Genomic DNA, 24,961 nt, shown 5'->3' on the forward strand with positions numbered 1-24,961 from the left:
GATATCAATTGTTATTTGAGGGTGTCAAACTGCCAGTCAGTTGCTTTAAATACTGGAGAATAACCATGCCAAGCATTACAGAGGCAGCACACCCAAACCAAAAGTAATTAATAAATTGCGGATGATCTAACGCCCAACCTCCCAAAGGGGGTCCGATAAAGTAGCCGATCGCCCAACACTGTGAATTAATAGAAAAATAGACCCCCCGCAAAGACTCAGGGGCTAATTCTGCCACCAAGCCCGAAGCAATAGGGGTGTAAGTTACCATGCCTAGTGACATAATTCCCAGAGTTAAAATTGCCCAATTCAAGGTATTGTTGGACATACTACCCGTTACCCAAACCAAAATAAAGGCAATTCCCCACAGGGCTAGAGAAAAAGTCAGCCCTGTAATGCGACTAAAGCGATTGAGTATCCAGGCTGCGGGTAGTTGACAAATTGCAGCAAAGACAATGTGCCAGGTAAATAAACCACTAATAACCTTATCCGAAAAACCTGTCCCCGTATCTCCTAGCTGCACAAAGTTTTTGAGGTATAAAGGCATAGTGCTTTGTACCTGAGAAAGATAGATAGTAAATAAAATATTTACCGCCACATATACCATTAAAGCGCGATCGCGCAATGCCAAAGACCAGCCATTCTGTTTTTTTACTTCTGATTGGGACTGAAATTGAAAAGTTTCGGCGATCGCGAAATAAATAACGGCAAAAAAGACTACAAAAGAAATTCCATCAATGACAAATAAAGATCGATAGTTACCAGAATTGGCAATCAATGCCCCGCCCAACACCACTCCCAAACTCAAGCCCAAACTGTCAGCTAACCGCGTTACGGCAAATGCCTCGTTGCGCTGTTCTGGGGTAGTCAGATCGATAACGGCTGCTTCGGTGGCGGGCCAATATATGCCAATGCCAAAGCCCATTAGCAGATTACCCAAAATCAAGGTAGAAAAATTAGTGGTTAAAGCTAAAACCACGTCTGCTAGTACAGATACGGCAGAAGCAGTTAAAAGGGTTTTTCTTCGTCCCCAGCGAGGAGAATCTGCCCACTGTCCCCCCAGAAATCTACCTGCAACCCCTGAAACCGAACCACTACCCAAAGCCACGCCTACCAGAGTCGAAGAAAGCCCTACCTGATTAACAAAAAAAATCGGCGCGTAAAATAACGTAAAGCCAGTGCCAATTTGTGATAGCAGCCTACCTGCTGCTAAAATCCAAACCTTAAAACTAAAATTTAGTATTCGAGACATTCAATTCATCTGATAATTTTTTGCTTTTAAGGCATATTTATTCTAATTTTAGGTTTATTTGCCCCAGCAAGTTGTAAAAATCATGAGTTATGGATTATAAATGATGGATTATGACTATAACTCCTGCACAAGAAGCGATCGCCAATTTAATTAATCTCGCCGAACGAGGTGAAATCGACCCTTGGGATGTCCCCGTAATTAGTATTATCGACCGTTTCTTAACTGAACTTGGGCTGATGGGCGAAACTGACCTCCCACAGCAAGAAGCGGATCTTCCTCGTTCTGGTCAAGCATTTCTTTGGGCATCAATGCTAGTCCTGTTCAAAGCCGACAGTTTGCACTTACTAGAAGAAGAACTGGTAGAAATCGAAGAAGAATTTTTGGAAGAGGAATTTTTAGAAGAAGTAGAAAGAAGAACTCTGCCCGCGAATTTAGAACAGCATCTGCGCCGACGTACCTCCATCCAACCAGTGGGAAAACGCCGTGTCACCTTGCAAGAATTAATTGAACAGCTAGAACATATTGCAGCGGAAATAGAGGCAGCAGCCACCGATGGTTCTCCCCGTCGTTCCCAACGCTCTCGTAGTGCAGCCATTAAAGCGATCGCTCAACTGGCACATAATGAAAATTTGACCGAATTGGCTGCTCAGTTAGAAAGTTTTTTACATATTCATTTAACTCAACTGTCCTCAAACAATGATTATGTAGATTGGGAACAGCTATTGCAAAGATGGCATCTTGCCGAATCTACCAAAGACAAAGACAAGAATAATCACCAGGACTTAGATAGGGCGGGGGTATTTTGGGCTTTGTTATTGCTCTCTGCCCAATCTAAAGTAGAATTGTTTCAAGAAGAATTTTATCAAGACCTCAGTATTCGTCCGTTAAACTCCTGTATACAAACATGAGTTGAGAGTTGCCATTGTTAGATACACTGGAATAGTTTAAATAGTTACTGTTAAGTCTGGTTGAGGAGAAGCTTTAATGAAAGCCATGATTTTGGCGGCTGGTAAAGGCACTCGCGTTCGTCCCATAACATACACAATACCCAAACCCCTAATTCCGATTTTGCAAAAGCCAGTCATGGAGTTTTTACTCGAACTTCTGAGACGGCATGGTTTCGATCAAATTATGGTCAACGTTAGTCATTTAGCTTACGAGATCGAAGGGTATTTCCGTGATGGTCAGCGTTTTGGCGTAGATATTGGCTACTCTTTTGAAGGCAGTATCGTTGATGGTCAACTAGTCGGAGAAGCAGTTGGCTCCGCTGGTGGTTTGCGAAAAATTCAGGACTTTAATGCTTTTTTTGATGATACCTTTGTAGTTTTGTGTGGCGATGCTTTAATCGACCTAGACCTAACCGCAGCAGTAGAGCAACATCGAGCCAAAGGTGCGATCGCCACTATAGTAACTAAAAAAGTTTCTAAAGAAGAAGTTTCCAGCTACGGTGTAGTAGTTACTGATGAGCAAGGACGAATTCAATCTTTTCAGGAAAAACCTGCCGTCGAAGAGGCTTTGAGTCGAGATATCAACACGGGCATCTATATCTTTGAGCCAGAAATATTTGATTATATTCCCCCTAATCAGGCATACGATATTGGCGGAGAACTATTTCCCAAGCTTGTAGCTAAAGAAGCCCCTTTTTTTGCTGTCTCTATGGACTTTGAGTGGGTTGATATTGGCAAAGTTCCCGACTATTGGCAAGCTATTCGCGGCGTGCTAACCAGACAAATTAAAAACGTCAACATTCCTGGTACAGAAGTTGCCCCAGGAATCTACACAGGACTAAATGTAGCGGTTAACTGGGACAAAGTTCATATTACTGGCCCTGTCTATATTGGCGGTATGACCAAAATTGAAGACGGTGCCAAAATTATCGGTCCAGCTATGATTGGTCCTAATTGCTATATCTGTAGCGGTGCAACGGTAGATAACAGCGTTATTTTTGAATACTCTCGCTTAGGTGAGGGCATTCGCTTAGTAGATAAGCTGGTATTCGGTCGTTACTGCGTTGACAAAACAGGTGCAGCGATCGATCTACAGGCAGCAGCTTTAGACTGGCTAATTACCGATACTCGCAATAATCCTTCAGAACGGGAACTAGATGAACATAAAGTGATCAAAGATTTTCTGAAAGAAGATAATTAGTGCGATTACGGAGTTAGCCGTAGGCATTGCGCTTTGATTTAATTTACGAACTTGTAAGTGTTTTTGCTCTTAGCTATAAGCTTTAAAATACAAAAATACAAGATAATACAGCCATGTATTACAATTTTTCGCTAACTTCGTCGTTTAATATTAAGGCGTTCCCTGAACATAGGGAGCGTCTTTGTTTTAATAAAGATATGGTATTACCAAGAATTGTTATAATAATTTTTCCTAAACTCAAAATATTGTGGGGAAGCACGCCATTTATACGCCTCCTTTAGCTCGCTTAATTGAGCAGTTACAACTTTTACCAGGAGTAGGACCAAAAACCGCACAAAGACTGGCACTACACCTGCTCAAACGCCCTGAGACAGAAGTTCAAGCTTTAGCTCAAGCTTTAGTTACAGCCAAACAAAAAGTTGGTTTTTGTCGCGTCTGTTTTCATCTTTCTGCCGAGCCTGTATGTGCAATTTGTAATAATAAAAATCGCGATCGCTCTACGGTATGCGTCGTTGCCGATTCTCGCGACATTATTGCCCTAGAAAAAACTAGAGAATATAGCGGTTTATATCATGTTTTAGGTGGTGTAATCTCGCCTATGGATGGCATTGGACCAGAACAGCTAAATATTGAGGCTTTAGTTCGCAGAGTTACCAAAGAGCAAATCAAAGAAACTATTTTAGCGATTAATCCTAGTGTGGAAGGAGAAACTACTACTCTATACATTAATGAGTTGCTGAAGCATTTTCCTTTTGCCAAGGTAACTAGAATTGCCTTTGGTTTGCCGATGGGTGGAGATTTGGAATACGCCGACGAAGTGACTTTAGCCAGAGCTTTAGAAGGTAGACAAGAATTGAATTAAGGCTCTAGCACTACAAAAGGCGATCTTTAATTATTTTTTAATTCATTGTTTTAAAGATTAAAAACTCATTTCTTAAGCTTGAATTAAAGACTAGTGAAGATGGATTCTGGTTGTTGGGTCAGGTTAATTTGGAGATACAAAATTTAGAGATACACTAGAAATTAATGGACAAACTTCTTGGGGCTTTGATTCAAGATTGGGGTTATTTGCCCAAGCAGCGCGATATTCTTCTAATTCCGCTTTAAATAAGGTCATTCGCCTAATTTGAATTTGAATTTGCTCAATCTTACTATCTAATAAACTTTGCACCAAACTACAAGGTTTTTCTCCGCGATCGCGTACATTGAGAATTTGTTTGATTTCTTCAAGGGTAAATCCTAAAGCTTGAGCTTTTTTGATGAATTCTACTTGTTGACTAGCATCCTGACTATAGTAACGATAGCCATTATCACCTCTATGTACTGGTTGCAAAAGTCCTAAATCGCTATAGTAACGTAAAGTTCCCACGGCTAAACCTGTTTGTTTTGCCAGTTCGCCAATTTTGAGATTAGTTAATTTACTCATGATGCCTTATCTCATAATCATCTTTTTTAACTGTAACTCTTTAGTTTACTAGAGAGTCAAAATTGTACAATTAGTATCTAAAAGAACGCTACTTTCGGATTAAGACAATTAAACTGCTTGCGTAAACATAACAATTATCTTAGAAGTTTAATTAAAACAATCTTCCAATTCACTATGATTGTGATAGCTATGATTGAATTGATGATTCTAGAAAAGCGATCGCTTTAATATTAAGCGAAATTTGAGAATTGTAGAGAAGTATCTTAAGTCCATCCATGAGAATTTTACTCGTAGACGACGATGAACAATTAATGGAAGTTTTGGCTAATAAATTAGTCGAACAGCGTTATGCTGTCGATATTGCCAGCAATGGTGAAATGGGCTGGGAGTTTGTGCTGCTGTTTGACTTCGATCTAGTGGTTCTCGACTGGATGTTACCCGATCTTGATGGAATAGAGCTTTGCCAGCAAATTAGAGCCGAAGGCTATAAGATGCCGATTCTGCTCTTGACTGCTCGCGATCGCCATAATGATAAAGTAATGGGGTTGGATTCGGGTGCGGATGATTATGTAGTCAAACCCTTCAATTTTGACGAACTTACCGCGAGAATCCGTGCTTTGTTACGGCGGGAAATCACCGTATCTTCACCAATATTGGAATGGGGAAATTTGAGTTTAAATCCTAAAACTCATGAAGTACATTGTCAAGAACAATTATTACCTCTGACTCCCAAAGAATATGGCATGATCGAACTGTTTATGCGCCATCCCCAACAGGTATTTAGTCCAGGGGCAATTATCAATAACATCTGGGCGGGGGAAGATCCTCCAGGGGAAGAGGCGGTCAGAACCCATATAAAAGGTCTGCGTCAAAAGTTCAAGACTGCTGGTTTGGATAAAGATACAATTAAGACTGTATATGGTATTGGTTATCGTCTCAAGTCTGAAGAAGATCAACAGCAAAGCAATCTGGTTCAAACTGCTAGCGATAAGCAAAAGAGATCGACAGTAATTACTCAAACTTGGTTAAAGTTTAAAGATGCAGCATTTGAGCGGTTAGCTGACTTAGAAAACTTTGCTAAAGCATTAGTAGAAGAGCCGGTAAACCCAGAAATACACACTCAAGCCAAAAGTTCTGCTCATAAGCTTGGGGGTTCATTGGGTTGTTTTGGTTTTCCTGAAGGCTCAAAAATTGCCAAGCAGCTTGAGCAATTATTAGATAATGATTCTATTGAAACTGCTGATCCAAAACAAGTTACCGAATTAATTTCTGCCCTTTATACCGAATTACAACATCAGCCTTTTGAAGAGACTGTTAGAGATGCTTTGGGTAAAAATATTTCATTACTGATAATTGATCGCGATTTCGATGCTGAGTATAGCCAGAAATTATTTGCCAAAGCTCAACAAAAAGGAATGAAAGCCTTTATAGCATCTAATCTTGAGCAAGCAGGAGCAATAATAGAGCGAGAATCTATTGATGTGGTGCTGCATAAAATAACATTTCCTGATGGCGAAGATCTTACATTTCTCGAACAGCTACATCAGCATTTATCCGAGTTGCCAATTGTGGCGATCGCTGAATCGCCACAACTACTAGATCGCTTAGATATTGTTCGCAAAGGCGTTAACTTGACGTTGCAGTATCCAGTAGAACCAGTTACTGCTATTAACTGTGTTACAGAATTGCTTCAAGCTTCGGGATCTGCTGCTAAAGTCTTGATTCTCGATGACGATCCACAGGTATTACTCTCATTAAAAATATCCCTTCAGCCTTGGGGTTTTGAACTAACTACCCTCAACGATTCACAGTATTTTTGGGATGTCTTAGAAGATGTTGAACCAGATCTACTAGTATTAGATATAGAAATGCCAGAAATTAATGGTATTGAACTATGTCAAGTTCTTAGAAGCGATCGCCGTTATCAGCAGTTACCAATTTTATTTTTAAGCGCGCATCAGGACGAAAAAACTCAACATCAGGCTTTTGCTACTGGTGCAGATGACTATCTATGTAAACCTGTAACTGGATCAATATTAGCTAACCGTATTCTCAATCGATTACGACGCAGTAAACCTCTGACTGGTACGGGCGAACAGCCGTTGGCCCCTAACTGACCTCTGACCTCTGACCTCTGACCTCTAACCTCTGACCTCTGACCTCTAACCTCTAACCTCTAACTACATTTAAGCCATGTTCTGTGGACAGTAGCCCAATCTATCTACAATCTGATCGCGAAAAATTTCAATTTCTTCAGTTTTGGGTTTTCCATAATCAACAATTACCACCTGATAGCGATTCATAACCTCAGTAGGAGATTCTCCTTTTGCTAGGCTTGCCAAAGCATCAATTACCTTAGATGGAGGTTGAATAATAATACCCATTTCATCAAGAAAAGACTGAAGATTTTTTTCCGATTGATAAGGCATTAAATTTTTCAGGTAGATTTGAACCAACCAGCGATCGACTAAATTGATAACTGTCACTGAATCTAGATATGTTGGATATTTATTGCGCAAATGCTTAATAACTCTAAGGGTATAGCTAGCATTGCTAAAGGAGTAGATATATTGTTTATTTTGTTCCATAGCTCTTAATTAAGATACTTCTAATCAACCAAGGACTCGATCTAACTGTTTTTTATCAAGCAACCCGTATTGCCAAAGAATTATGGGCAATATGGGTTCTATAACTTAATTTCTCTGTGCCAACGAAATTGCCCCAGTGGAAATCTTCAATTCCGATTGCAGAAAGTTTATTAGTAGCTCTAGCATTTTAGGTACTTTCAATTTATGTGGCATTGGAAAGCTGTATTAGTTTAATAAATTTAGAAAAAAAATTTGAGGATCTTGTGAGGAAATGTTTGTTAAAAGTTATAAAGAACTATGCTTTTTATGTAGCTAGGAGTTGGATTAAGTTATGTAAAAGTCAAATAGTTAAATGACAAAAATATTACAATTAAGTAGATAAAAACTGTGTTTTTTCTCTTCATTGACCGAATCAAGTTTTAATACCTGGGTAATTTTAAATAGTGTATATTGATAAGTGCATTGAGCCTAATCCTGTAACCGTCGCGCCAAACACTTCATTAAAAAACGCGATCGCTTTGTTTACCCAAAAAGAAATTGACTATATTTTGGTAGTCGAAACAAAATTAGTCGGAATTTTGACTAAAGGTGATGTACTAAGAGCAATATCAACAGAAATTGAGATGGAGGCTGCTACTGTGGCTAAGGTAATGACTCAGCCTGTAATCGCGAGGTTGCGATCGCAATGCCAGAATATTCAATCAGTTTGGTCATTGCTTCAACAACATTCGATTAAACATCTCCCAATTTTGAATAACGAAGCAGAATTGATTGGAGTTGTCGATTATCAGAAGTTAATTCAGTCTTTTCAGCAAACAGAAAAATTGCCAGCCGATATTTTCAGCAATAGTAGTTCTCAACTATCTAACAAGCTTCCCTATGCAACCGTGCAGGCAGTTGATGAACGGCAGGCTGCACAGCGCGAAGGCAAACAAGCAGAAATTCTCCAGCAAGAACGAGATTTTTCTAAAGCTGTTATTGATACTGTCGGTGCCTTGGTAGCCATATTAGATCGACAGGGAGTAATAGTTGGTTTTAATCGTACCTGCGAGCAAGTTACTGGATATAGCTTTGCAGAAGTCAAAGGTAAATCAGTCTGGGATTTTCTAATCCCCTTTGAGGAAAAAACAACAGCTAAAGCCGTTTTTGAGCGACTGCTTAGGGGACAAGTTCCCAATCAATATGAGAACTCCTGGATTGCCAAAGATGGTAGTAAAAATCTTATTGCTTGGTCGAACACTGCTTTGTTTGATGCTCAGGGTAATATAGAATTTATTATTGCTACGGGCATTGATGTTACCGAACAGCGAAGAGTTTGGAATAAGTTAGAGCTTCAATATCGACAAACTAAGCTCCTCACAGAAATAACTCGCAAAATTCGGATGTCCATTGAGCTAGATAAAGTCCTGCAAACTGCTGTTACAGAAGTACAGAATCTTCTGGCTTGCGATCGCGTTTTAATTGTCGAACTAAAACCAAACAATACATCTGTACCAATTAGTGAGGCGATCCTGCCCGATTTATCTTCTATGTTGGGTTATGAGCTTGCCGATCCTTTACTGATGGGTGAATACATAGTGAGATACCGTCAGGGAAAGGTATTGCAGATTGATAATTTGGATAAGGCACCTATTTCTCTAGATATTAAACAGCTATTGAAACAGTTTCAAATACAGGCTAAACTAGTCGTTCCCATTCTTTCTCATGGCGAACTTAAAGGTCTTTTGATTGCCCATCAATGTCATAATCCTCGACAGTGGCAAGACAATGAAATTCTAATGCTCAATCAGTTAGCCGATCAAATTGGCGTGGCTTTAACTCAGGCTCAATTATTTAATTATTCTGAGGAGTTAGTATCAGAAAGGACAAGAGAGTTAACCTGCATCAACGAATTATTAAAGGCTGAAATTAACGAACGCAGGCAAAGCGAGCAAGATTTAAGAGAAAATCAGCAAAAGCTAGCTGGCATTTTGGACAATGCAGATGAGGCAATTATTTCAATTAATGAGAGACAGCAGATTCAACTGTTTAATCAGGGTGCAGAAAGAACTTTTGGCTATCATGCTTCTGAAATTATGGGGCGATCTTTAGATCTTCTTCTACCTGAAGCATTTCGCCACGTCCATAGCCAGCATATTAACCAGTTTGGTAAATCTAGCAAACCGTCTCGTAAAATGGCAGAGCGTAGCAGTAATGTATACGGTCGTCGTAAAAATGGGGAAGAATTTCCCGCCGAGGCATCTGTGGCGAAACTTCAAACCAAATTAGGAATGCTGTTTACAGTGGTAGTCAAAGATATTACCGAAAGCCAGCAGGCTAGAGCCAAGCTACAGTCATCGAAAGCTCTCCTTGCCAGAGCCGAACAAATTGCCAAAATTGGTAGTTGGGAATATGACCATGAAACGAAAAAACGAAGTTGGTCGGAAGAATTATTTAATATTTTTGGCTTTGGTTTTGATAAAGACTGTCCCATACCGTCTTGTCAAAAAATTTTAGACCGCGTTCATCCAAAGGATGTTTTACTAGTTAAAAATACCCTTCGTGCAGGACATGGACAGGGAAGATCTTGGGAAATCATTTATCGACTACTAACTCCCAACAATAAGGTCAAATATTTAGAAAGTAGAGGCGAACCAACAGTAGATTCTAAGGGTAAGGTTCTTAGAGTATTGGAAACAATTATGGATGTTAGCGATCGCATTGAAGCCCAAAAATCTTTGCAACGCAGTGAACAACAGTTGAGACTAATTACCGATGCTTTGCCCGTATTAATCGCCTACATTGATAATCAACAACGTTACCGCTACAACAATCGTACCTACGAAACTTGGTATGGAAAATACCGTTATAGTTTACAGGGACGACCGATTAAAGAAATAGTCGGGGAAGATAACTATCAAAAAATGCTGCCCTACGTTGAGATGGCACTGGCAGGAAAAGCAGCTACTTTCGAGAACCAACTTATTTCCGAAAAAGGCAACTCTTACTGGATGAGTGCTACCTATATTCCCGATTTCGATTCAGATGGTGAGGTAAAAGGATTTTTCTCAATGGTGGAGGATATTACCGAACGCAAGGCGATAGAACAGATGAAAAGCGAATTTATCTCCATTGCCAGTCACGAAATGCGAACTCCCTTAACTTCGATTCATGGTGTAATTAAATTACTCTGCGCTGGTCGTTTAGGGGAACTGTCCGAATCGGGGTCGAAGATGGCAAATATGGCTTTGAGAAATAGCGATCGCTTAAAACGCTTGGTTAACGATATTCTTGACTTGGAACGAATGGATGCAGGGAAAGATATTATTGAAAAACAAAAGTGTGATAGTGCTGAATTGATCCAGCAGGCAATAGATACCACTCGCTCGATGGCAGTCGAACAGGGAGTTAGTCTCGAAAGCGATTCTCAATCTGGGGAATTTTTAGGCGATCGCGATCGCTTAGTACAGACCTTAACTAACCTTGTTGGCAATGCCATTAAGTTCTCTACTGCTGATGGTAAAGTTTCGATCTCTTCTCGATTGGAAAATAACAACGTTCTCTTTGCCGTTAAAGATCGAGGCAGAGGCATTCCCACAGACAAGCTACAAACTATCTTTGAACGCTTTCAACAGGTAGACGCTTCCGATTCTCGAAAAAAAGGAGGCACAGGTTTGGGTTTGGCTATTTGTCGTCATATTGTTGAGCAGCATCGGGGAAAAATTTGGGTAGAGAGCGTTTATGGTGAGGGCAGCACCTTTTTCTTTTCTTTACCAAAACAATGAAGTCGCTCAAATCAAACTCTTAACTTCAAACTTCTTTCTTCTGACTTCATGATTGCTGTAATATAGGGTGTGGAAAAGATCTCAGGAAACATTCATATTTAACAGATAAAATTTCTACGATATCTTGAGTTTTAGTGACATGAACGCAAAACGTATTTTGTTTATCGATGATGAGGATGATATTAAAGCCCTAGCTGGTTTTTGTCTAAAGTCTGAAGCAGGTTGGGAAATGATGAGTGCTTCGAGTGGAATAGAAGGTCTGGAAATCGCCGAAACAGAACAGCCAGATGCCATTTTATTAGATGCCATGATGCCTGAAATAGATGGAATACAAACACTAGAGAAGTTACTCCATAATCCTAAAACCAAGCACATCCCCACAATATTTATTACCGCTAAAGCTCAAGCAAGCGATCGCCGTCGTTTCTATAGTGCAGGGGCGAAAGGAGTAATTAATAAACCCTTTGATTCTTTGACCCTAGCTAGCCAGATCTCTGGATTCCTCGGCTGGTAGCTAACCAATACCGATCGTAAACCACCACAATCCGATCAACACAATTTTGCTTCCGCCACGTTTTTAAGATTAAGACTATCTCCTGAATAACTGTTGTGATTTCTGCAATCGAACCAAGTATTTTAAAAGAAGCTTCGCAGTTTTGTCCTGATGCCTTAAGCGCGATCGCCTATTCTTGGCCCAACATTTAAGAAGATGAAAGTCTGCTAGTTCACAAGCTCTCAAATTGTGATTTTGCTAGTTAGCTTTCAAAAGCCAGAGGCATTTGCTAAAGTTAGTTCATTCACAAGCAATAACTAACCTATGACAGCTATAGATTTTTTCATGGGACTGGCAGTCGGTCTGGGAATTTATGCTGGGCAACAATATCGGTTTAAAAAAAAGTTAAAGAAAACTCTTAGTTCTTATGGTGTCAATGCTGACGGTGATGTTTCTTTACCAGTGCATTCTCTAATTCGTCGCGAATTGCTTGATTTAGATCGTCAACGTCAGAAGCTAGAAGAAAATAAGCAAACTTGGCAAGAATTAATCGAACAAGCACCGATTGGTTATTTGCAGGTAAACGCTGAAAATCAGCTTTTAGGCTGTAACCAAACTGCTAAAGAATTATTGAAAATCGATTCTTGGCGATCGCAACGGGTTCGTTTATTATTGGAATTGGTACGTTCCTACGATTTGGATAATTTGATCGAAGTAACCCGTCGCTCTCAGCATCCACAACAAAAGGAATGGGTTTTTTTCTATACTCGCTATGCTCCTCCTGAAGATAGTCCCGCCGAAACAGACACCTCCTCACCGCCGAGGAGAATAGTAGAGTCCCGCGCCATTAAGGGTTATGGTTTTCCTTTGTCTGAGGGACAGGTCGCCGTATTTCTCGAAAATCAACAGCCTTTGTTCGATCTATCTCAATCTCGCGATCGCACTTTTGCCGATCTGACCCACGAACTGCGTACTCCTCTCACTGCTATTTCTCTAGTGGCAGAAAACTTACAGTCGCGATTGCAAAACCCCGAGCGTCGTTGGGTAGAACAAATGCTCAAAGAAACTAATCGTCTGATTGAATTGGTTCAAGAATGGCTGGATCTGACTCAGCTACAGGCTGCACCGAATAAAACTTTGAAATATGAAAAAATCCAGCTACACAATCTGATCCAATCTGTTTGGCATACCTTAGAACCAATTGCCGCCAGAAAAGAAGTAACCTTAGTTTATGCTGGCGATCGCGACCTTACCATTGATGGCGATCGCTCTCGCCTGATTCAAGTTTTTCTTAATCTTTTAGATAATGCGATTAAACATAATCCGCCAAACAAGGAAATTTTAGTCCAGGTATCATCTATTACAGAAGACTCGGCGACTGTAAAAGTCAAGATCGATATTATTGATTCGGGAACGGGTTTTGAAGCGAGGGATTTACCCTATATATTTGAACGGCTTTATCGAGGAGACAAATCTCGTACTAGACAACAGGCAGACAATTCTGCTTTTGTTGACGGCAGTGGTTTAGGTTTAGCGATTGTCGAGCAAATAATTCAGGCACATAGAGGCGCGATCGCTGCTAAAAACGATCCTACCTTTGGTGGAGCATGGCTAGAAATTCTTTTACCTCTCAATAATCTTGATAAACAATAATTTAGCTGAATTATATACACTTTGTAATCAAAATTTAAACTTCTTTTGTTATTTTTATACGTAATTGTATGTAATTATTTAGGTTATATAGTCTGTAGCTTAATAAAAAAATAAATATTTAATTAATTATTTATCAAATCAGTGACTTCATCTTCCAAAGCCAGTCCCTCAGAATCAAATCAGCTAGAAAAATCAATCACAAAGGTTCAGCAGGAAGTTTTGCGCATGGGAACTCTGGTTGAACAATCCTTTCGTCTGAGTCATCAATCATTGTTTGAGCGTGATTTTGAAGCAACCCGCAAGATAATAAATATAGAAAAACATATTGATATATACTATCGTCAGATTGAATCAGATTGCTCTACTCTCATGACTCTACAAGCACCCGTTGCTCGAGATTTGCGTCTACTCAGTGCCATAATGCAGTTAGTCAGAGATTTAGAACGTATTGGTGACTATGCTCAAGATCTGACGGAAATGGCAGTCAAGCTAATGAAATATCCTCCCCATCAGGTTCTACCTGAGATTGCTTTTATGTCTGAACACGCTCAATTAATGTTAGCGACTAGTTTAGTTGCTTTGGCTGATTTAGATGTCAGCGCAGGCAGCAGAGTTAAAGAACTAGACGATGTGGTTGATGACGCTTACGATCGCCTTTACAAGATCATCGCTTTTCAAAAAGATGTTCCAGGGGTAGTTGAACCTATCTTGCTTTTGGGCTTAACTATTCGTCATCTAGAAAGAATGGCGGATCATGCTACTAATATTGGTCAGCGAGTCTCTTATATTGTTACTGGCGAGAGAAAATAAGCTGTAATGTGCATTTTTGTCAGCTTGAGTCATGTAGATATTAATTTGAGCTTTACATAATCTTAACTACGTGATTAGCTTGTTACTATACAATCAATATGACTTAAAAAACTAGAGTGATTTTATTAGAAATATTTTTCTCTAGTGTGCGGAAAATAAAATGTCACCATGTTCTAGTCAATCCAGTTAAAGGTTAATTATACTGTGGGGATATTAGCTACCATTAAATAAAAACATTTGTTGTAACTAATACTACGCTTTTGTAGTTAATTCATGTTTTAGGTGTGTGAGGATACATAATAAATGATTAAATTATTTTGGCAAACATTGAAAGTCGCTCCCATCTTATTTGCAGCCTCTTTATTTGCTGCCAGCGGTGCAAGCGCGCAGAGTGTTACTGGTGAAGATCAAGGAGTTGACAAAACTCTAGAACAAATAAATAACTATCAAAATCTAGGTCAAGATCAGCCTTTATCTCAGGTAACAAACGTCAACCAATTAAGAGACGTATCGCCTACAGACTGGGCTTATGAAGCTTTACGTAGTCTTGTAGATCGTTATGGCTGTATTGCTGGTTATCCTAATCAAACATACCGTGGCGATCAGCCACTAACTCGTTATGAGTTTGCTGCTGGTTTAAACTCCTGCTTAAACCAAATTGAACGCTTGATTGCTTCTCAAGGATCGGTTAGTCAAGAAGACCTTGATACTATCAATCGTCTTCAACAAGAGTTTGAGGCAGAATTAGCTACCCTCGGTGGCAGAGTAGATGAGCTTGAAAGCCGTACTGCTACTTTAGAAGATAATCAATTTTCGACTACAACTAAACTTAATGCTGAAGCAGTCTTCGCTGTTACTGATACCTTTAATGGTGGTTTTAGTGCCGAAAATTTAGCCCAAACTGCTCTCAATAACGATAACTTAAGCGATGCAGATATACAGAATTTTGTCGGTGATGTCAATGCTGATGGCGTAGTTGATAATAATGATGTCGATGATTTCAATGATAATAATGACATAAATGATGAAACTGCTTTTAGCGATCGCGTTCGTTTAAACTTTGACTCTAGCTTCTATGGTAAGGATCGTTTGAGAGCTAGATTAGAAGCAGGCAACGTACCTAATTATGGTGACGTAACTGGCACAGATTCAGCACGTCTCAATTTTGAAGCCAACAATGGTAACAATATTGAGTTAAGCAAGTTATACTACATCTTCCCTCTTCCTTTTCTTAACAATAGAATTACTGGTTATGTGGGAACAACTGGCATGGGAGTGGATGATGTTTTCGATCCTGGCAACCCTACCTTAGAAAACAGTGGTGATGGTGCGCTGGCTCGTTTCAACCGCTATAATCCCTTGATTTACCGTGCTACTGCTGGTGCTGGCGCTGGTGTTACACTTGACCTTATTCCCGATAAAATAGCGGTTACAGGACTGTATGTGACTGATAATGCTTCAGATCCTACTAACGGACAAGGTTTATTTAACGGTTCCTATAGTACAGGTGGACAAATAGACTTTACGCCTTTTGAAGGTTTACAGCTTGGCGCAAGTTATCTTCGTGGTTTCCAAACTGCCGATAGCGTCAATCTAACTGGTAGTACTGGTAGTCCTTTGGCAGCCAATCCTTTTAACGCACTCAACGGGGGTATTGGGCTTAGCACCACTTCTAATACTTATGGTTTAAACGCTAGCTACAACCTGGGTGAAAAAATTGTCTTGGGTGGTTTTGGTGGTTATTCCACTGTCTCAGGGTTAGCACCTGGAAATGATAATAATCCATCGGGAGAACTCTGGACTTGGCAAGGTAGTGTTTCTTTCCTTGACCTAGTTAAAGAAGGTTCTCAGCTAGCTTTTGCTGGCGGTCAGGTACCTAGATTTTCTCCTACTGACGGTGATGCAGCAGCAGCCGGTGTCGTAGGAGACATTGACAGATCCTATTTGGTTGAGGCACAGTACAAGTTCCCTCTTAACGATAATATTTCGATCACCCCTGGTGCTTACGCAATATTCAACGCTAACGGTAACAATGATAACGATACTATCTATGCAGGTGTTCTACGTGGTTACTTCAAGTTCTAAATTGTTAATTTAATCAATACTTGTATAAAGCAAGGTTGGATAGAATCCAACCTTGCTTTTTTATTACTTGAAATAATTTCTCGTTAATTTTTCGTTAACCTCTTCTTTATCTATGAGTAATAAAAACAAGATAAATTAATGTAACTACGGGAACCAAAGCTCATTTATCGCTTATTTTCCTTTAGTAATAGCAAATCAGATTGTTAACTCATCTAAAACTACACAGAATAAATTAGCAAGACAATATATATATGATTTCTACAGTTTCTCTTAAGCGAAAAGTTTGGTTAGTTCCCGTACTAGCTCTAACCTTGGGTCTGACCGCTTGTGGTGGTAACAAAGCTCCAACTGCGACTGATTCGACCACCCCTGATGCTAATAGCAGCAGTTCTGGAGGGCAGTCCGTATCCTTAACAGGAGCGGGGGCGAGTTTTCCTGCACCTTTATATCAACGTTGGTTTTCTGAATACAATAAGCAGCATCCTAATGTTCAGGTATCTTATCAGTCTGTTGGCAGTGGTGCTGGGGTTGAGCAGTTTACTCAAGGAACAGTGGATTTTGGTGCGAGTGACGTGGCGATGACAGACGAGGAGATTGGTGCGGTGAAGCGAGGAGTGGCGTTGTTGCCTATGACCGCTGGCAGTATCGTGCTGGCATATAACTTGCCTGATGTAACTCAATTAAAACTTTCTCGTCAAGATTATGTAGATATTTTACTGGGTAAGATTACTCAATGGAACGATCCGGCGATCGCCTCTCTTAACCCTGATGCCAAGCTTCCCGACAGCAAAATTACCGTGGTTCATCGTTCAGACGGTAGTGGTACTACTGGAGTATTTACCAAACATCTAAGCGCAATTAATCCTGAATGGAAAGACAAAGTTGGTGACGGTAAAACCGTACAATGGCCTACAGGTATAGGTGCAAAAGGCAATGAAGGGGTGACGGCTCAAATTCTGCAAACCGAAGGCGCGCTTGGCTACGTTGAGTATGGTTATGCCAAGCAACAGGAGATTCCTTTTGCCACTTTAGAAAACAAATCTGGAAAGTATGTTGCAGCCTCTGATGAATCTGCTGCTGGAGCTTTAAGTGCTACAACTTTACCAGAAAATCTACGGGCATTTATTACCGACCCAGAAGGAGAAGATTCTTATCCCATTGTTACCTATACCTGGATTTTGGCATATGAAAATTATGACGATCCCAATAAATTACAAGGCTTGAAAGATGTAGTTAACTGGTCATTAACTGATGGACAGGCTTATGCCAAAGAATTAGGCTATGTTCCTTTACCTAATAACGTAGTCCAGAAAGTTCAGGCAAAGCTAGAGACAATGAAAGCGCAGTAAAACAACGAAGGTCGATTATTAATAATTAGCAACCGCTTACTACTTATTCCCTGTCAATAATGATGGGGAATTATGCTATGTGGCTTCTAATTTTACTTATAAGTCTTATTATGTATATAGTCATGCACTGTATATGGCTATATACATAATTTAGAAACCTATGTCAGAAAAACAACAATTGCTACTTGTAGACGATGAGCCTGGTATCAGAGAATCAGTGCAAGCATACTTAGAAGATAACGAAGCCTGGAAGGTAACTGTAGCCAGTAATGCCGAGGAAGCTTGGCAAACAATTGAAGCCAAGATTCCTGACTTGATTATTTCCGATATTATGATGCCTGAGGTTAATGGCTATGAATTTTTGGCAAAGATCAGAGAAGATCCCCGCTATCGTTCTATACCTGTTGTTTTTCTAACTGCCAGAGGCATGACAAGCGATCGCATTCAGGGCTATGAATCTGGCTGTGATGCTTATCTTTCTAAGCCTTTTGATCCAGAAGAACTAGAAGCAATAGTTAAAAATCTCTTATCAAAAACCAAAGTAAATGCTGGCGGTGGTGACAGTAGCGTTGAGCTAGAAAAAATTGCTAAAGAATTAGTGGAAATTAAAGCCAAGCTAGACGATAAGATAGGCGGAAGCGGTGGAATTGCCGTAACTCCACCACCGATTAAAATCGATTTAACTCCAAGAGAGCAAAGTGTTTTGGATCTCGTAGCTAAAGGTTTAATGAATAAGGAAATTGCCAGAGAATTGCAGACTAGCGTCAGAAATGTTGAAAAATACGTTAGTCGTCTTTTTGGCAAAACAGGTACAAATAGCCGTACTGAACTAGTGAGATTTGCCCTGCAACATGGCTTGACTCAATAATTGACAATTTAAAATGGACAATTGACAATTATTAAATCAGATTATAAAAATCAAGTTTTAAAATATTTTGGTTCAAAATGATAGCTAATATTGTTTTTTCAGGTAAATTAATGACAAATTATCTCGGTGCATTTTTACCGCCAATTGCTTTAGATAGTTTATTTTCTACCCAAGGCATTATGGTCATGCTTCTGGTTGCTTATGCAGGAGCGATGTGGATGTTTCTCAGCAGTGCGCCCAAAGTATATACGGTAATGGTTTCGGATCTACAAACTGCCCAAAGATTTTATGAAGGGCTACTGGAGCTTTCTGCTGCTGATGTACCACTTCATTATTATTATAATTATGAACAGGCAATGGGAGCTAGCGGACTCGATCCTCTGTATATGTCGGCGACTCCTACCAGTACAGGACTAAACGGCTCAGAAGGATTATGGTATCAACTGAGAAAAAATACCCAACTTCACGTTATTGCGGGTGCTAGCGGTGGCTACAAAGAGCGTCAGCGTCATGTATGTTTTGATCGCGATTGTTTAGAAGCTTTATTGATGCGCGTTCAGGCAAGACGTTTGAAGTATAAGATTCGTCGCGATCGCCCTTTGAATTTTTTAGTTAAAGATCAAGAAAACCGCACGATCGAAATGGCAGAAGTTTCTAATTGAGCTTATAGTAATTTAGCGATCGCCTGTTTTTTAGGCGATCTCTAATAATTTTAGGCTCGAATAGCCTTTTTGGGCGGTAGTTTTACCTTCCTTGCTAATCTAAAAAAGGCTAGAGTTTGGATCATAATCCAGGTTAGATCGATTTCCGAACGCTTTAAACCATGTCGTGCCGAATACTGAAAAGCATGATGATTATTATGCCAGCCTTCACCAAAGGTTAGTAAAGCTACCCACCAACAGTTTAAAGAGGTATCTCCAGAGTCATAGGTTTTATAGCCAAATTTATGGGTGGCACTATTAACAAACCAAGTGCAGTGAAAGACCACAACTAGGCGGACGAATATCCCCCAAACTACAAAAGAAGAACCTCCTAAATAATATAGAAACCCAGCTAAGACAAGTTGAATCGGGATCATGCCATAGTGACAAAATCGATAAAAGCGATCGCCTGAAATATCGTTGGTGTAGCGAGCAATCTTTTCATTAGCGGGATTTTTACACAACATCCAGCCCAGATGACTCCAATAAAAACCTTTGAGTGAGTTGTGAGGGTCGAAATCCATGTCGGAATATTGATGATGGATACGATGTAAGCCAATCCAATCTATAGGGCTGCCTTGACCTGCTAAAGTGCCACAAAAAACTAAAATATACTCTAGTAATTTGGGAACTTCAAAGCTGCGATGGGCAACAAGGCGATGAAATCCTAAAGTTATGCCTACTCCTGCGGTAATACAGTAAAGCAAAAATGCTATTCCCAATGCCCCCCAGCTAAAGTTGCTGGGAATAAGGGCAAATAATGCCATAAAGTGAATTATGCCCATGTAGATGATTGTTCCCCAGGCAGGTGGGATTTTTTCTGATGTAGCAACTGTCATTTAATAATTTAATTTTTAACTATATGAAGACTGAAAATCTGCTTATAGAAGCAGAAAAAGCACTAATACCGATTTTTTCTGGTATTGACGCTCAGGTCAAGGAAAATCTCAAAAAAGTTTTGTCAGCTTTCCGCGATCATCGAGTTGGAGTGCAGCATTTTGCTAGCGTTAGCGGTTACGGACACGATGATTTAGGGCGAGATACTCTAGACAAGGTTTTTGCACAAATTATGGATGCAGAAGCTGCTGCGGTACGAGTTCAGTTTGTTTCTGGCACTCAGGCGATCGCCTGCGGACTATATGGTGTGCTACGTCCAGGTGATGAAATGCTAGCGGTGGCTGGCGCACCCTACGATACCTTAGAAGAAGTAATCGGTTTGCGAGGTAACAACCAGGGTTCTTTAAAAGACTTTCAGATTGACTATCGCCAACTAGACTTAACCGAAGTGGGAAGGATAGATTGGCAAGGTTTAAGCACTGCCGTCACCAAGAAAACTCGCCTGGTTTTGATTCAGAGGTCTTGCGGATATTCTTGGCGAGAAAGCCTATCGATAGAAGACATTAAGAGAATAGTTGAATCAGTCAAACAGCAAAACTCAAATACCGTCTGCCTAGTGGATAACTGCTATGGAGAATTTGTGGCAGATATTGAACCAACGGCGGTGGGTGCAGATCTAGTAGCAGGGTCATTAATTAAAAATCCTGGAGGAACTATTGTGACTGCGGGGGGATACATAGCAGGAAAAGCAGAACTAGTCGAAGCAGCGACTTGTCGTTTGACCGCACCAGGAATTGGTAGCAGTGGTGGGGCAACCTTAGATCAAAACCGACTAATGTTTCAAGGATTGTTTCTTGCACCCCAAATGGTAGGAGAAGCGATTAAAGGCAGCCATTTAATTGCCTACGTGTTCGATCGACTGGGATATCAGGTCAATCCTCTACCTTTTGTGACTCGTCGAGATATTATTCAAGCCGTTCAATTAGGTTCTCCCCAAAAGCTGATTGCCTTTTGTAAAGCAATTCAACAGCACTCGCCTATAGATTCTTATCTAGAACCTGTTCCTGCCCAAATGCCTGGGTATGAGAGTAAATTAGTAATGGCTGGAGGAACATTTATTGATGGCAGTACTTCTGAGTTCTCAGCCGATGGTCCATTGCGCGAGCCTTATATTGCCTTTTGTCAAGGAGGAACACACTGGACACATATTGCGATCGCCATTGAAGCAGCAGTTAAGGCTATATAGAAGCTCTGTATACCAACAAACTATCGTCCTAAATCTATTTTGAAAAAATTTTGAATATTAATATCATGAGCATTTTCCCTAAAAGTAGGGATCTAATTGCGCTAAGTTTCATTAGCTCCTAATGTTTTCAAAACATTGAAATTGGCTTTTGTTAGACCTTTAGCTCCTGTAATGCTCATAGATTCGTAGGGTTTCTTTACTTTTAAAGTTTTAATACACCTACCAGTTTTTAAGTCCCACAGATTAATTGTTTCATCTTCGCTACTGCTAACTAAAGTATGATTGTCAGGACTAAAAGCGATCGAATTGATTAGCGCTTTATGACCATGCAAAATTTGGATACATTTTTTAGATTTTATATTCCATAGCTTAATATTGTAGTCCTGATTGTAGCTGGCTATTGTTTGACCATCATTGCTAAAGGCAACCAATTGTGAATAGCCCTTATCTTCTCGTAATACAACCTGGCATTCTCCAGTAGTCGGGTTCCAAAGTCTAATTGTTTGATCTGGACTGGTAGTAGCTAGTTTATTATCTACACTAAAAGCAACCGACCATACCCAACTTGTATGCTCGTCTAAAGTCTTCAAGCATTTTCCAGTGCTAGTATTCCACAATTTGGCAGTTCCATCTAGAGAACCACTAGCCAACTGCCGATCGTCAGGACTGAAGGCTATTGACCATATTTCTGCTTGATGTCCTTGTAAAGTTTTAATACACTCACCAGTTTGAATATTCCACAGTTTAATTGTTTTATCTGCACTGCTGCTTGCCAAAATTTGCCCATCAAAACTGAAAGCGACAGACCGAACTACTGCTTGATGTCCAAATAAAGTTTTAGTTACTTTGCCAGTGGCAACATCCCAAATTTTGATTGTTTTATCTCCACTACCACTGGCTATAAGATTATTTTTGGCATTAAAAGCAACAGAGAAAACCCAATTGGTGTGTTCATGTAAGATTTTGATTATCTTTCCAGTTTTGACATCCCATAGTCTGATCTTGTGATCGTGACCACCGCTGACTAGAGTTTGACCATCTGAACTAAAAATGACAGAAAGTGCCTGATTATTATGTCCTTGAAAAGTTTTTACACATTGATAAGTATTGATATTCCATAGCTTTATTGACTGATCGTAACTGCCACTAGCTAAAATATTACTCTCTGGATTAAAGGTAACAGAGTTAATCAGATTAGAATGTCCTTGAAAAACTTTAAGGCATTCTCCAGTATCAACATTCCATAGCCTTAAGGTTTGATCGACACTGCTACTAACTAGAAGATTGTCTCGTGGGCAAAAAGCGACTGCTAAAACCATGCTAGAATGTCCGCGAAAAATATTGAGACATTTACCTGTTTTTATATCCCACAACCTAACTGTTTGATCTTTGCTACCACTGGCAAGCATTCCATCAGGACTGACGCTAATAGATCTTACTCCCTCATCATGTCCTTGAAAAACCAGGAGACAATCACCAGTTTTGATGTCCCACTGCTTAATTGTGTTGTCGTGACTGCCGCTAAAGAGTTTCTGACCATCCAGGCTAAAGGCGACTGAAAGTACATAATCTGTATGTCCTGAAAAAACTTGAATACACTCACCTGTGCTGACGCTCCAAAGTCTTGCATGGCAGTCATCGCAGCCAGTAGCTAGAGTTTCACCATCATTACTAAATGCAACTGACCAAACTTCGTGTTCATGCTTGTCTAGAGAATGCAGACATTGACCAGTATTAAGATCCCAAAGCTTGGCGGTACAGTCACAACTGCTGCTAGCGAGAGTCTTACCATCGGGGCTAAAAGCGAGGGAAACTACCCAGGCATTATGACCTGTAAAACTACGTATTGGCTGACCATCTGCTACTCTTCGTAACAGAATATTTCCTTTAGTATCTCCCGCAGCCAAGTATTTTCCATCAGGACTAAAGGCTACCGACCAAATCCCGCCAAAGTTTTCGGCAAAGACCGATTTGAATAAGTCTGCATTTTGGAAACTGACTTTGTGCAAGTACGCTTGACGTAAATCTGCTTGCCAAACACATAAATTGGAGAAATCATAACCAGTTAGGTCAGTTTCTAATTGGCAAAACAAATTGATAATATTTCCTGCCACATAGGATTTTTCTAGAGGTAATTCCTGCATTGTTGCCAAAATTTGTCTTAAACAGGCTTCTAGATCTTTCTGGCTTCTCAAGGCAGCTAAAAGCCCGTTGATAACCGGCTGAAGAATAAGGCGAGTTTGATTTTCTCTGATGTAGTCTTTGGCTGTGGCTTTTATCAGGGCGTGATCGCGAAAAATCTTTAGTTTCTGCGTTAAAATTTCTTCACAGACAACCTCAATTAATTGGCTGGTTGCATATTCCATGACTACAGGCTGCTGGGTAAAGCAAGAAGCATTCTTTTCAATTAAAGAACGTCGGGAAAGAGATTCTAGGGCTTCTAATAATTTGATAGGAGTTACTGGCAAGACAAAATCTGCCTGCAATTCTGTCAAAGAGATCGGTTCACGAGCGATCGCCAGCCAGCGCATGATCTCTTGTTCTAAATTTGATAATCGCTCAAGCTGCTGCTCTAAAACATCCCGAATATCACCAAAAACAGCCATATCTTGGCGTAAAAATTCAGTGATATTGCCAGCAAACAAATCTTGAATAGTGGTAGCTACTACCTTTAACGCTAGGGGATTGCCTCCATAGCGATCGCCTAGCGCCTTTAGTTCTAACTCAGAGCCAGCAAGTCCCTTGAGTTTTAAAATTTCTTGCCCTTGCTTCAATCCTGCTAACTGTAAGGAACGAACTAAAAGACCTGCTCCTTCTAAGGCAGCAACTTCTTTCGGCTTTTCTCTGGTTGTGATCGCTAAACAGCTAAGATGCTCTGTCGAGCCTACTCTACGCAAAAGCTCGCCATAACCTTCATATCCTGGGCGATATTTTCCTGCTCTGTTACCACTATCTAAAAGTGATTCGGCATTATCTAGGAAAATAAGACAGCGAAAAGAACGTAAATACTCAATCAGTAGGGTAATTTTATCGCCTAATCTCAAAGGCAAGTTAGCTTTTTCTTGTCCTTCAAACAAAAATTCAATCAGACTATCAATAATTTCGGCAACAGGTGGAGCATCTCGTAAAGATTTCCAAATAATACAGTCAAACTTATCCTCATTTTGCTGGACAAACTTAACCGATAAAGTTGTTTTGCCTATTCCGCCCATTCCCACCAGTGCTATTAATCGACAGCGGTCTTTTAAGAGCCAATTAGCTAAAGTCTCAAGTTCATTCGAGCGTCCAAAAAAGCTATCCACCGAAATTGCCTCGCCCCAATCCTGGCGTTTATTAGGGCGAGGTTTAGTATAGATGTCTGCCGTTGGCTTTAAATTGAAAGCAATTAAAAACTTTTCCAGCGATCGCTTATCAACACCTTCTTTGGCTTCTAGTACTTTTTTAATCGTGTTGATATCTAAATTAGTTATTTCGCTGATATTCTCGTAAGTATATCTTTCACCGTAATTTTCCAGACGTTCCGATTCATATCTGGCTGCTTCAAGTTTTTTTAGACCTGTAGGCGTTAGAACAATGCCACGATTACGTTTTTGCTTGACTTTGCTCATTACTAATTAGGCGTTGCTGAATCCAGACATAGATTTTCTTAATTAAGTTGATTGATGCTTCCTAAATCTCAATTCAAACATTCCTTATCCGTGATATTATTATCAATCTTGCCTATGCAGTGCGTCTGTCCTCCTC

General features: G+C 40.1%; 19 protein-coding genes. 13 read left to right on the top strand and 6 right to left on the bottom strand.

Going from position 1 to position 24,961, the window contains the following annotated elements; all coding sequences use genetic code 11:
* Positions 1-4: 4 nt before the first annotated feature.
* Complete coding sequence (locus SLP02_RS09785; RefSeq protein WP_319420470.1) at positions 5-1,249, bottom strand: MFS transporter; 1,245 nt, start codon at positions 1,247-1,249, stop codon at positions 5-7.
* Positions 1,250-1,359: 110 nt separating this feature from the next.
* Here SLP02_RS09785 and SLP02_RS09790 point away from each other — a divergent pair, with 110 nt between their 5' ends.
* The 3 genes from SLP02_RS09790 to recR all read left to right on the top strand — a co-directional run bounded on the left by SLP02_RS09790 (position 1,360) and on the right by recR (position 4,259).
* Positions 1,360-2,157 (top strand): segregation/condensation protein A, encoded by a 798-nt coding sequence (locus tag SLP02_RS09790; protein WP_319420471.1) that lies wholly within the window; start codon positions 1,360-1,362, stop codon positions 2,155-2,157.
* Between the two features lie 76 nt (positions 2,158-2,233).
* Positions 2,234-3,397 carry an NDP-sugar synthase gene (locus tag SLP02_RS09795; protein ID WP_319420472.1) on the top strand — a complete coding sequence of 388 codons (1,164 nt, stop codon included), beginning with the start codon at positions 2,234-2,236 and terminating at the stop codon, positions 3,395-3,397.
* A gap of 247 nt (positions 3,398-3,644) precedes the next feature.
* A complete protein-coding gene (gene recR / locus SLP02_RS09800; RefSeq protein WP_413467155.1) occupies positions 3,645-4,259 on the top strand; it encodes a recombination mediator RecR in 615 nt (204 codons plus the stop codon).
* A 123-nt stretch (positions 4,260-4,382) separates the two neighbouring features.
* On the opposite strand, the gene SLP02_RS09805 is transcribed toward recR, so the two are convergent.
* Positions 4,383-4,823: a heavy metal-responsive transcriptional regulator gene (locus SLP02_RS09805; protein ID WP_319420473.1), complete on the bottom strand. Its 441-nt coding sequence runs from the start codon at positions 4,821-4,823 to the stop codon at positions 4,383-4,385.
* Positions 4,824-5,098: 275 nt separating this feature from the next.
* On the opposite strand from SLP02_RS09805, the gene SLP02_RS09810 reads away from it, so the two are divergent.
* A complete protein-coding gene (locus tag SLP02_RS09810; RefSeq protein WP_319420474.1) occupies positions 5,099-6,940 on the top strand; it encodes a response regulator in 1,842 nt (613 codons plus the stop codon).
* Positions 6,941-7,009: 69 nt separating this feature from the next.
* Here the strand turns inward: SLP02_RS09810 and SLP02_RS09815 are convergent, their stop codons facing one another.
* Both SLP02_RS09815 and SLP02_RS26600 read right to left on the bottom strand, forming a co-directional pair.
* Complete coding sequence (locus SLP02_RS09815; protein WP_319420475.1) at positions 7,010-7,411, bottom strand: hypothetical protein; 402 nt, start codon at positions 7,409-7,411, stop codon at positions 7,010-7,012.
* A 24-nt stretch (positions 7,412-7,435) separates the two neighbouring features.
* Positions 7,436-7,501 carry a DUF2949 domain-containing protein gene (locus tag SLP02_RS26600; protein WP_413467356.1) on the bottom strand — a complete coding sequence of 22 codons (66 nt, stop codon included), beginning with the start codon at positions 7,499-7,501 and terminating at the stop codon, positions 7,436-7,438.
* Positions 7,502-7,854: 353 nt separating this feature from the next.
* On the opposite strand from SLP02_RS26600, the gene SLP02_RS09820 reads away from it, so the two are divergent.
* The 8 genes from SLP02_RS09820 (at position 7,855) to SLP02_RS09855 (ending at position 19,095) form a co-directional block, all read left to right on the top strand.
* Positions 7,855-11,175, top strand: a complete 3,321-nt coding sequence (locus SLP02_RS09820; protein WP_319420476.1) for a PAS domain S-box protein — start codon at positions 7,855-7,857, stop codon at positions 11,173-11,175.
* 139 nt (positions 11,176-11,314) lie between these two features.
* Positions 11,315-11,689, top strand: coding sequence for a response regulator (locus tag SLP02_RS09825; RefSeq protein WP_319420477.1), 375 nt, complete (start codon positions 11,315-11,317; stop codon positions 11,687-11,689).
* 303 nt (positions 11,690-11,992) lie between these two features.
* Positions 11,993-13,321 (top strand): sensor histidine kinase, encoded by a 1,329-nt coding sequence (locus SLP02_RS09830; RefSeq protein WP_319420478.1) that lies wholly within the window; start codon positions 11,993-11,995, stop codon positions 13,319-13,321.
* A gap of 141 nt (positions 13,322-13,462) precedes the next feature.
* Positions 13,463-14,131, top strand: coding sequence for a phosphate signaling complex protein PhoU (phoU, locus tag SLP02_RS09835; protein WP_319420479.1), 669 nt, complete (start codon positions 13,463-13,465; stop codon positions 14,129-14,131).
* A gap of 303 nt (positions 14,132-14,434) precedes the next feature.
* Positions 14,435-16,216 (top strand): iron uptake porin, encoded by a 1,782-nt coding sequence (locus SLP02_RS09840; protein WP_319420480.1) that lies wholly within the window; start codon positions 14,435-14,437, stop codon positions 16,214-16,216.
* Positions 16,217-16,467: 251 nt separating this feature from the next.
* On the top strand, positions 16,468-17,565 hold the full coding sequence (pstS, locus tag SLP02_RS09845) for a phosphate ABC transporter substrate-binding protein PstS (RefSeq protein WP_319420481.1): 1,098 nt from the start codon (positions 16,468-16,470) through the stop codon (positions 17,563-17,565).
* Between the two features lie 160 nt (positions 17,566-17,725).
* Positions 17,726-18,433: a response regulator transcription factor gene (locus SLP02_RS09850; protein ID WP_319420482.1), complete on the top strand. Its 708-nt coding sequence runs from the start codon at positions 17,726-17,728 to the stop codon at positions 18,431-18,433.
* Between the two features lie 77 nt (positions 18,434-18,510).
* The gene (locus SLP02_RS09855; protein ID WP_413467156.1) at positions 18,511-19,095 is read left to right on the top strand and encodes a glyoxalase-like domain protein; all 585 of its coding nucleotides are present in this window, start codon (positions 18,511-18,513) and stop codon (positions 19,093-19,095) included.
* Between the two features lie 50 nt (positions 19,096-19,145).
* Here SLP02_RS09855 and SLP02_RS09860 read toward each other — a convergent pair whose 3' ends face one another.
* Positions 19,146-19,973 (bottom strand): acyl-CoA desaturase, encoded by an 828-nt coding sequence (locus SLP02_RS09860; protein ID WP_319420484.1) that lies wholly within the window; start codon positions 19,971-19,973, stop codon positions 19,146-19,148.
* A 23-nt stretch (positions 19,974-19,996) separates the two neighbouring features.
* On the opposite strand from SLP02_RS09860, the gene SLP02_RS09865 reads away from it, so the two are divergent.
* Positions 19,997-21,217, top strand: a complete 1,221-nt coding sequence (locus SLP02_RS09865; RefSeq protein WP_319420485.1) for a methionine gamma-lyase family protein — start codon at positions 19,997-19,999, stop codon at positions 21,215-21,217.
* A gap of 101 nt (positions 21,218-21,318) precedes the next feature.
* Here SLP02_RS09865 and SLP02_RS09870 read toward each other — a convergent pair whose 3' ends face one another.
* Positions 21,319-24,825: a WD40 domain-containing protein gene (locus SLP02_RS09870; protein WP_319420486.1), complete on the bottom strand. Its 3,507-nt coding sequence runs from the start codon at positions 24,823-24,825 to the stop codon at positions 21,319-21,321.
* Positions 24,826-24,961 lie beyond the last annotated feature (136 nt).

The organism is Pleurocapsa sp. FMAR1 (genome assembly GCF_963665995.1).
GTDB lineage: Bacteria > Cyanobacteriota > Cyanobacteriia > Cyanobacteriales > Xenococcaceae > Waterburya.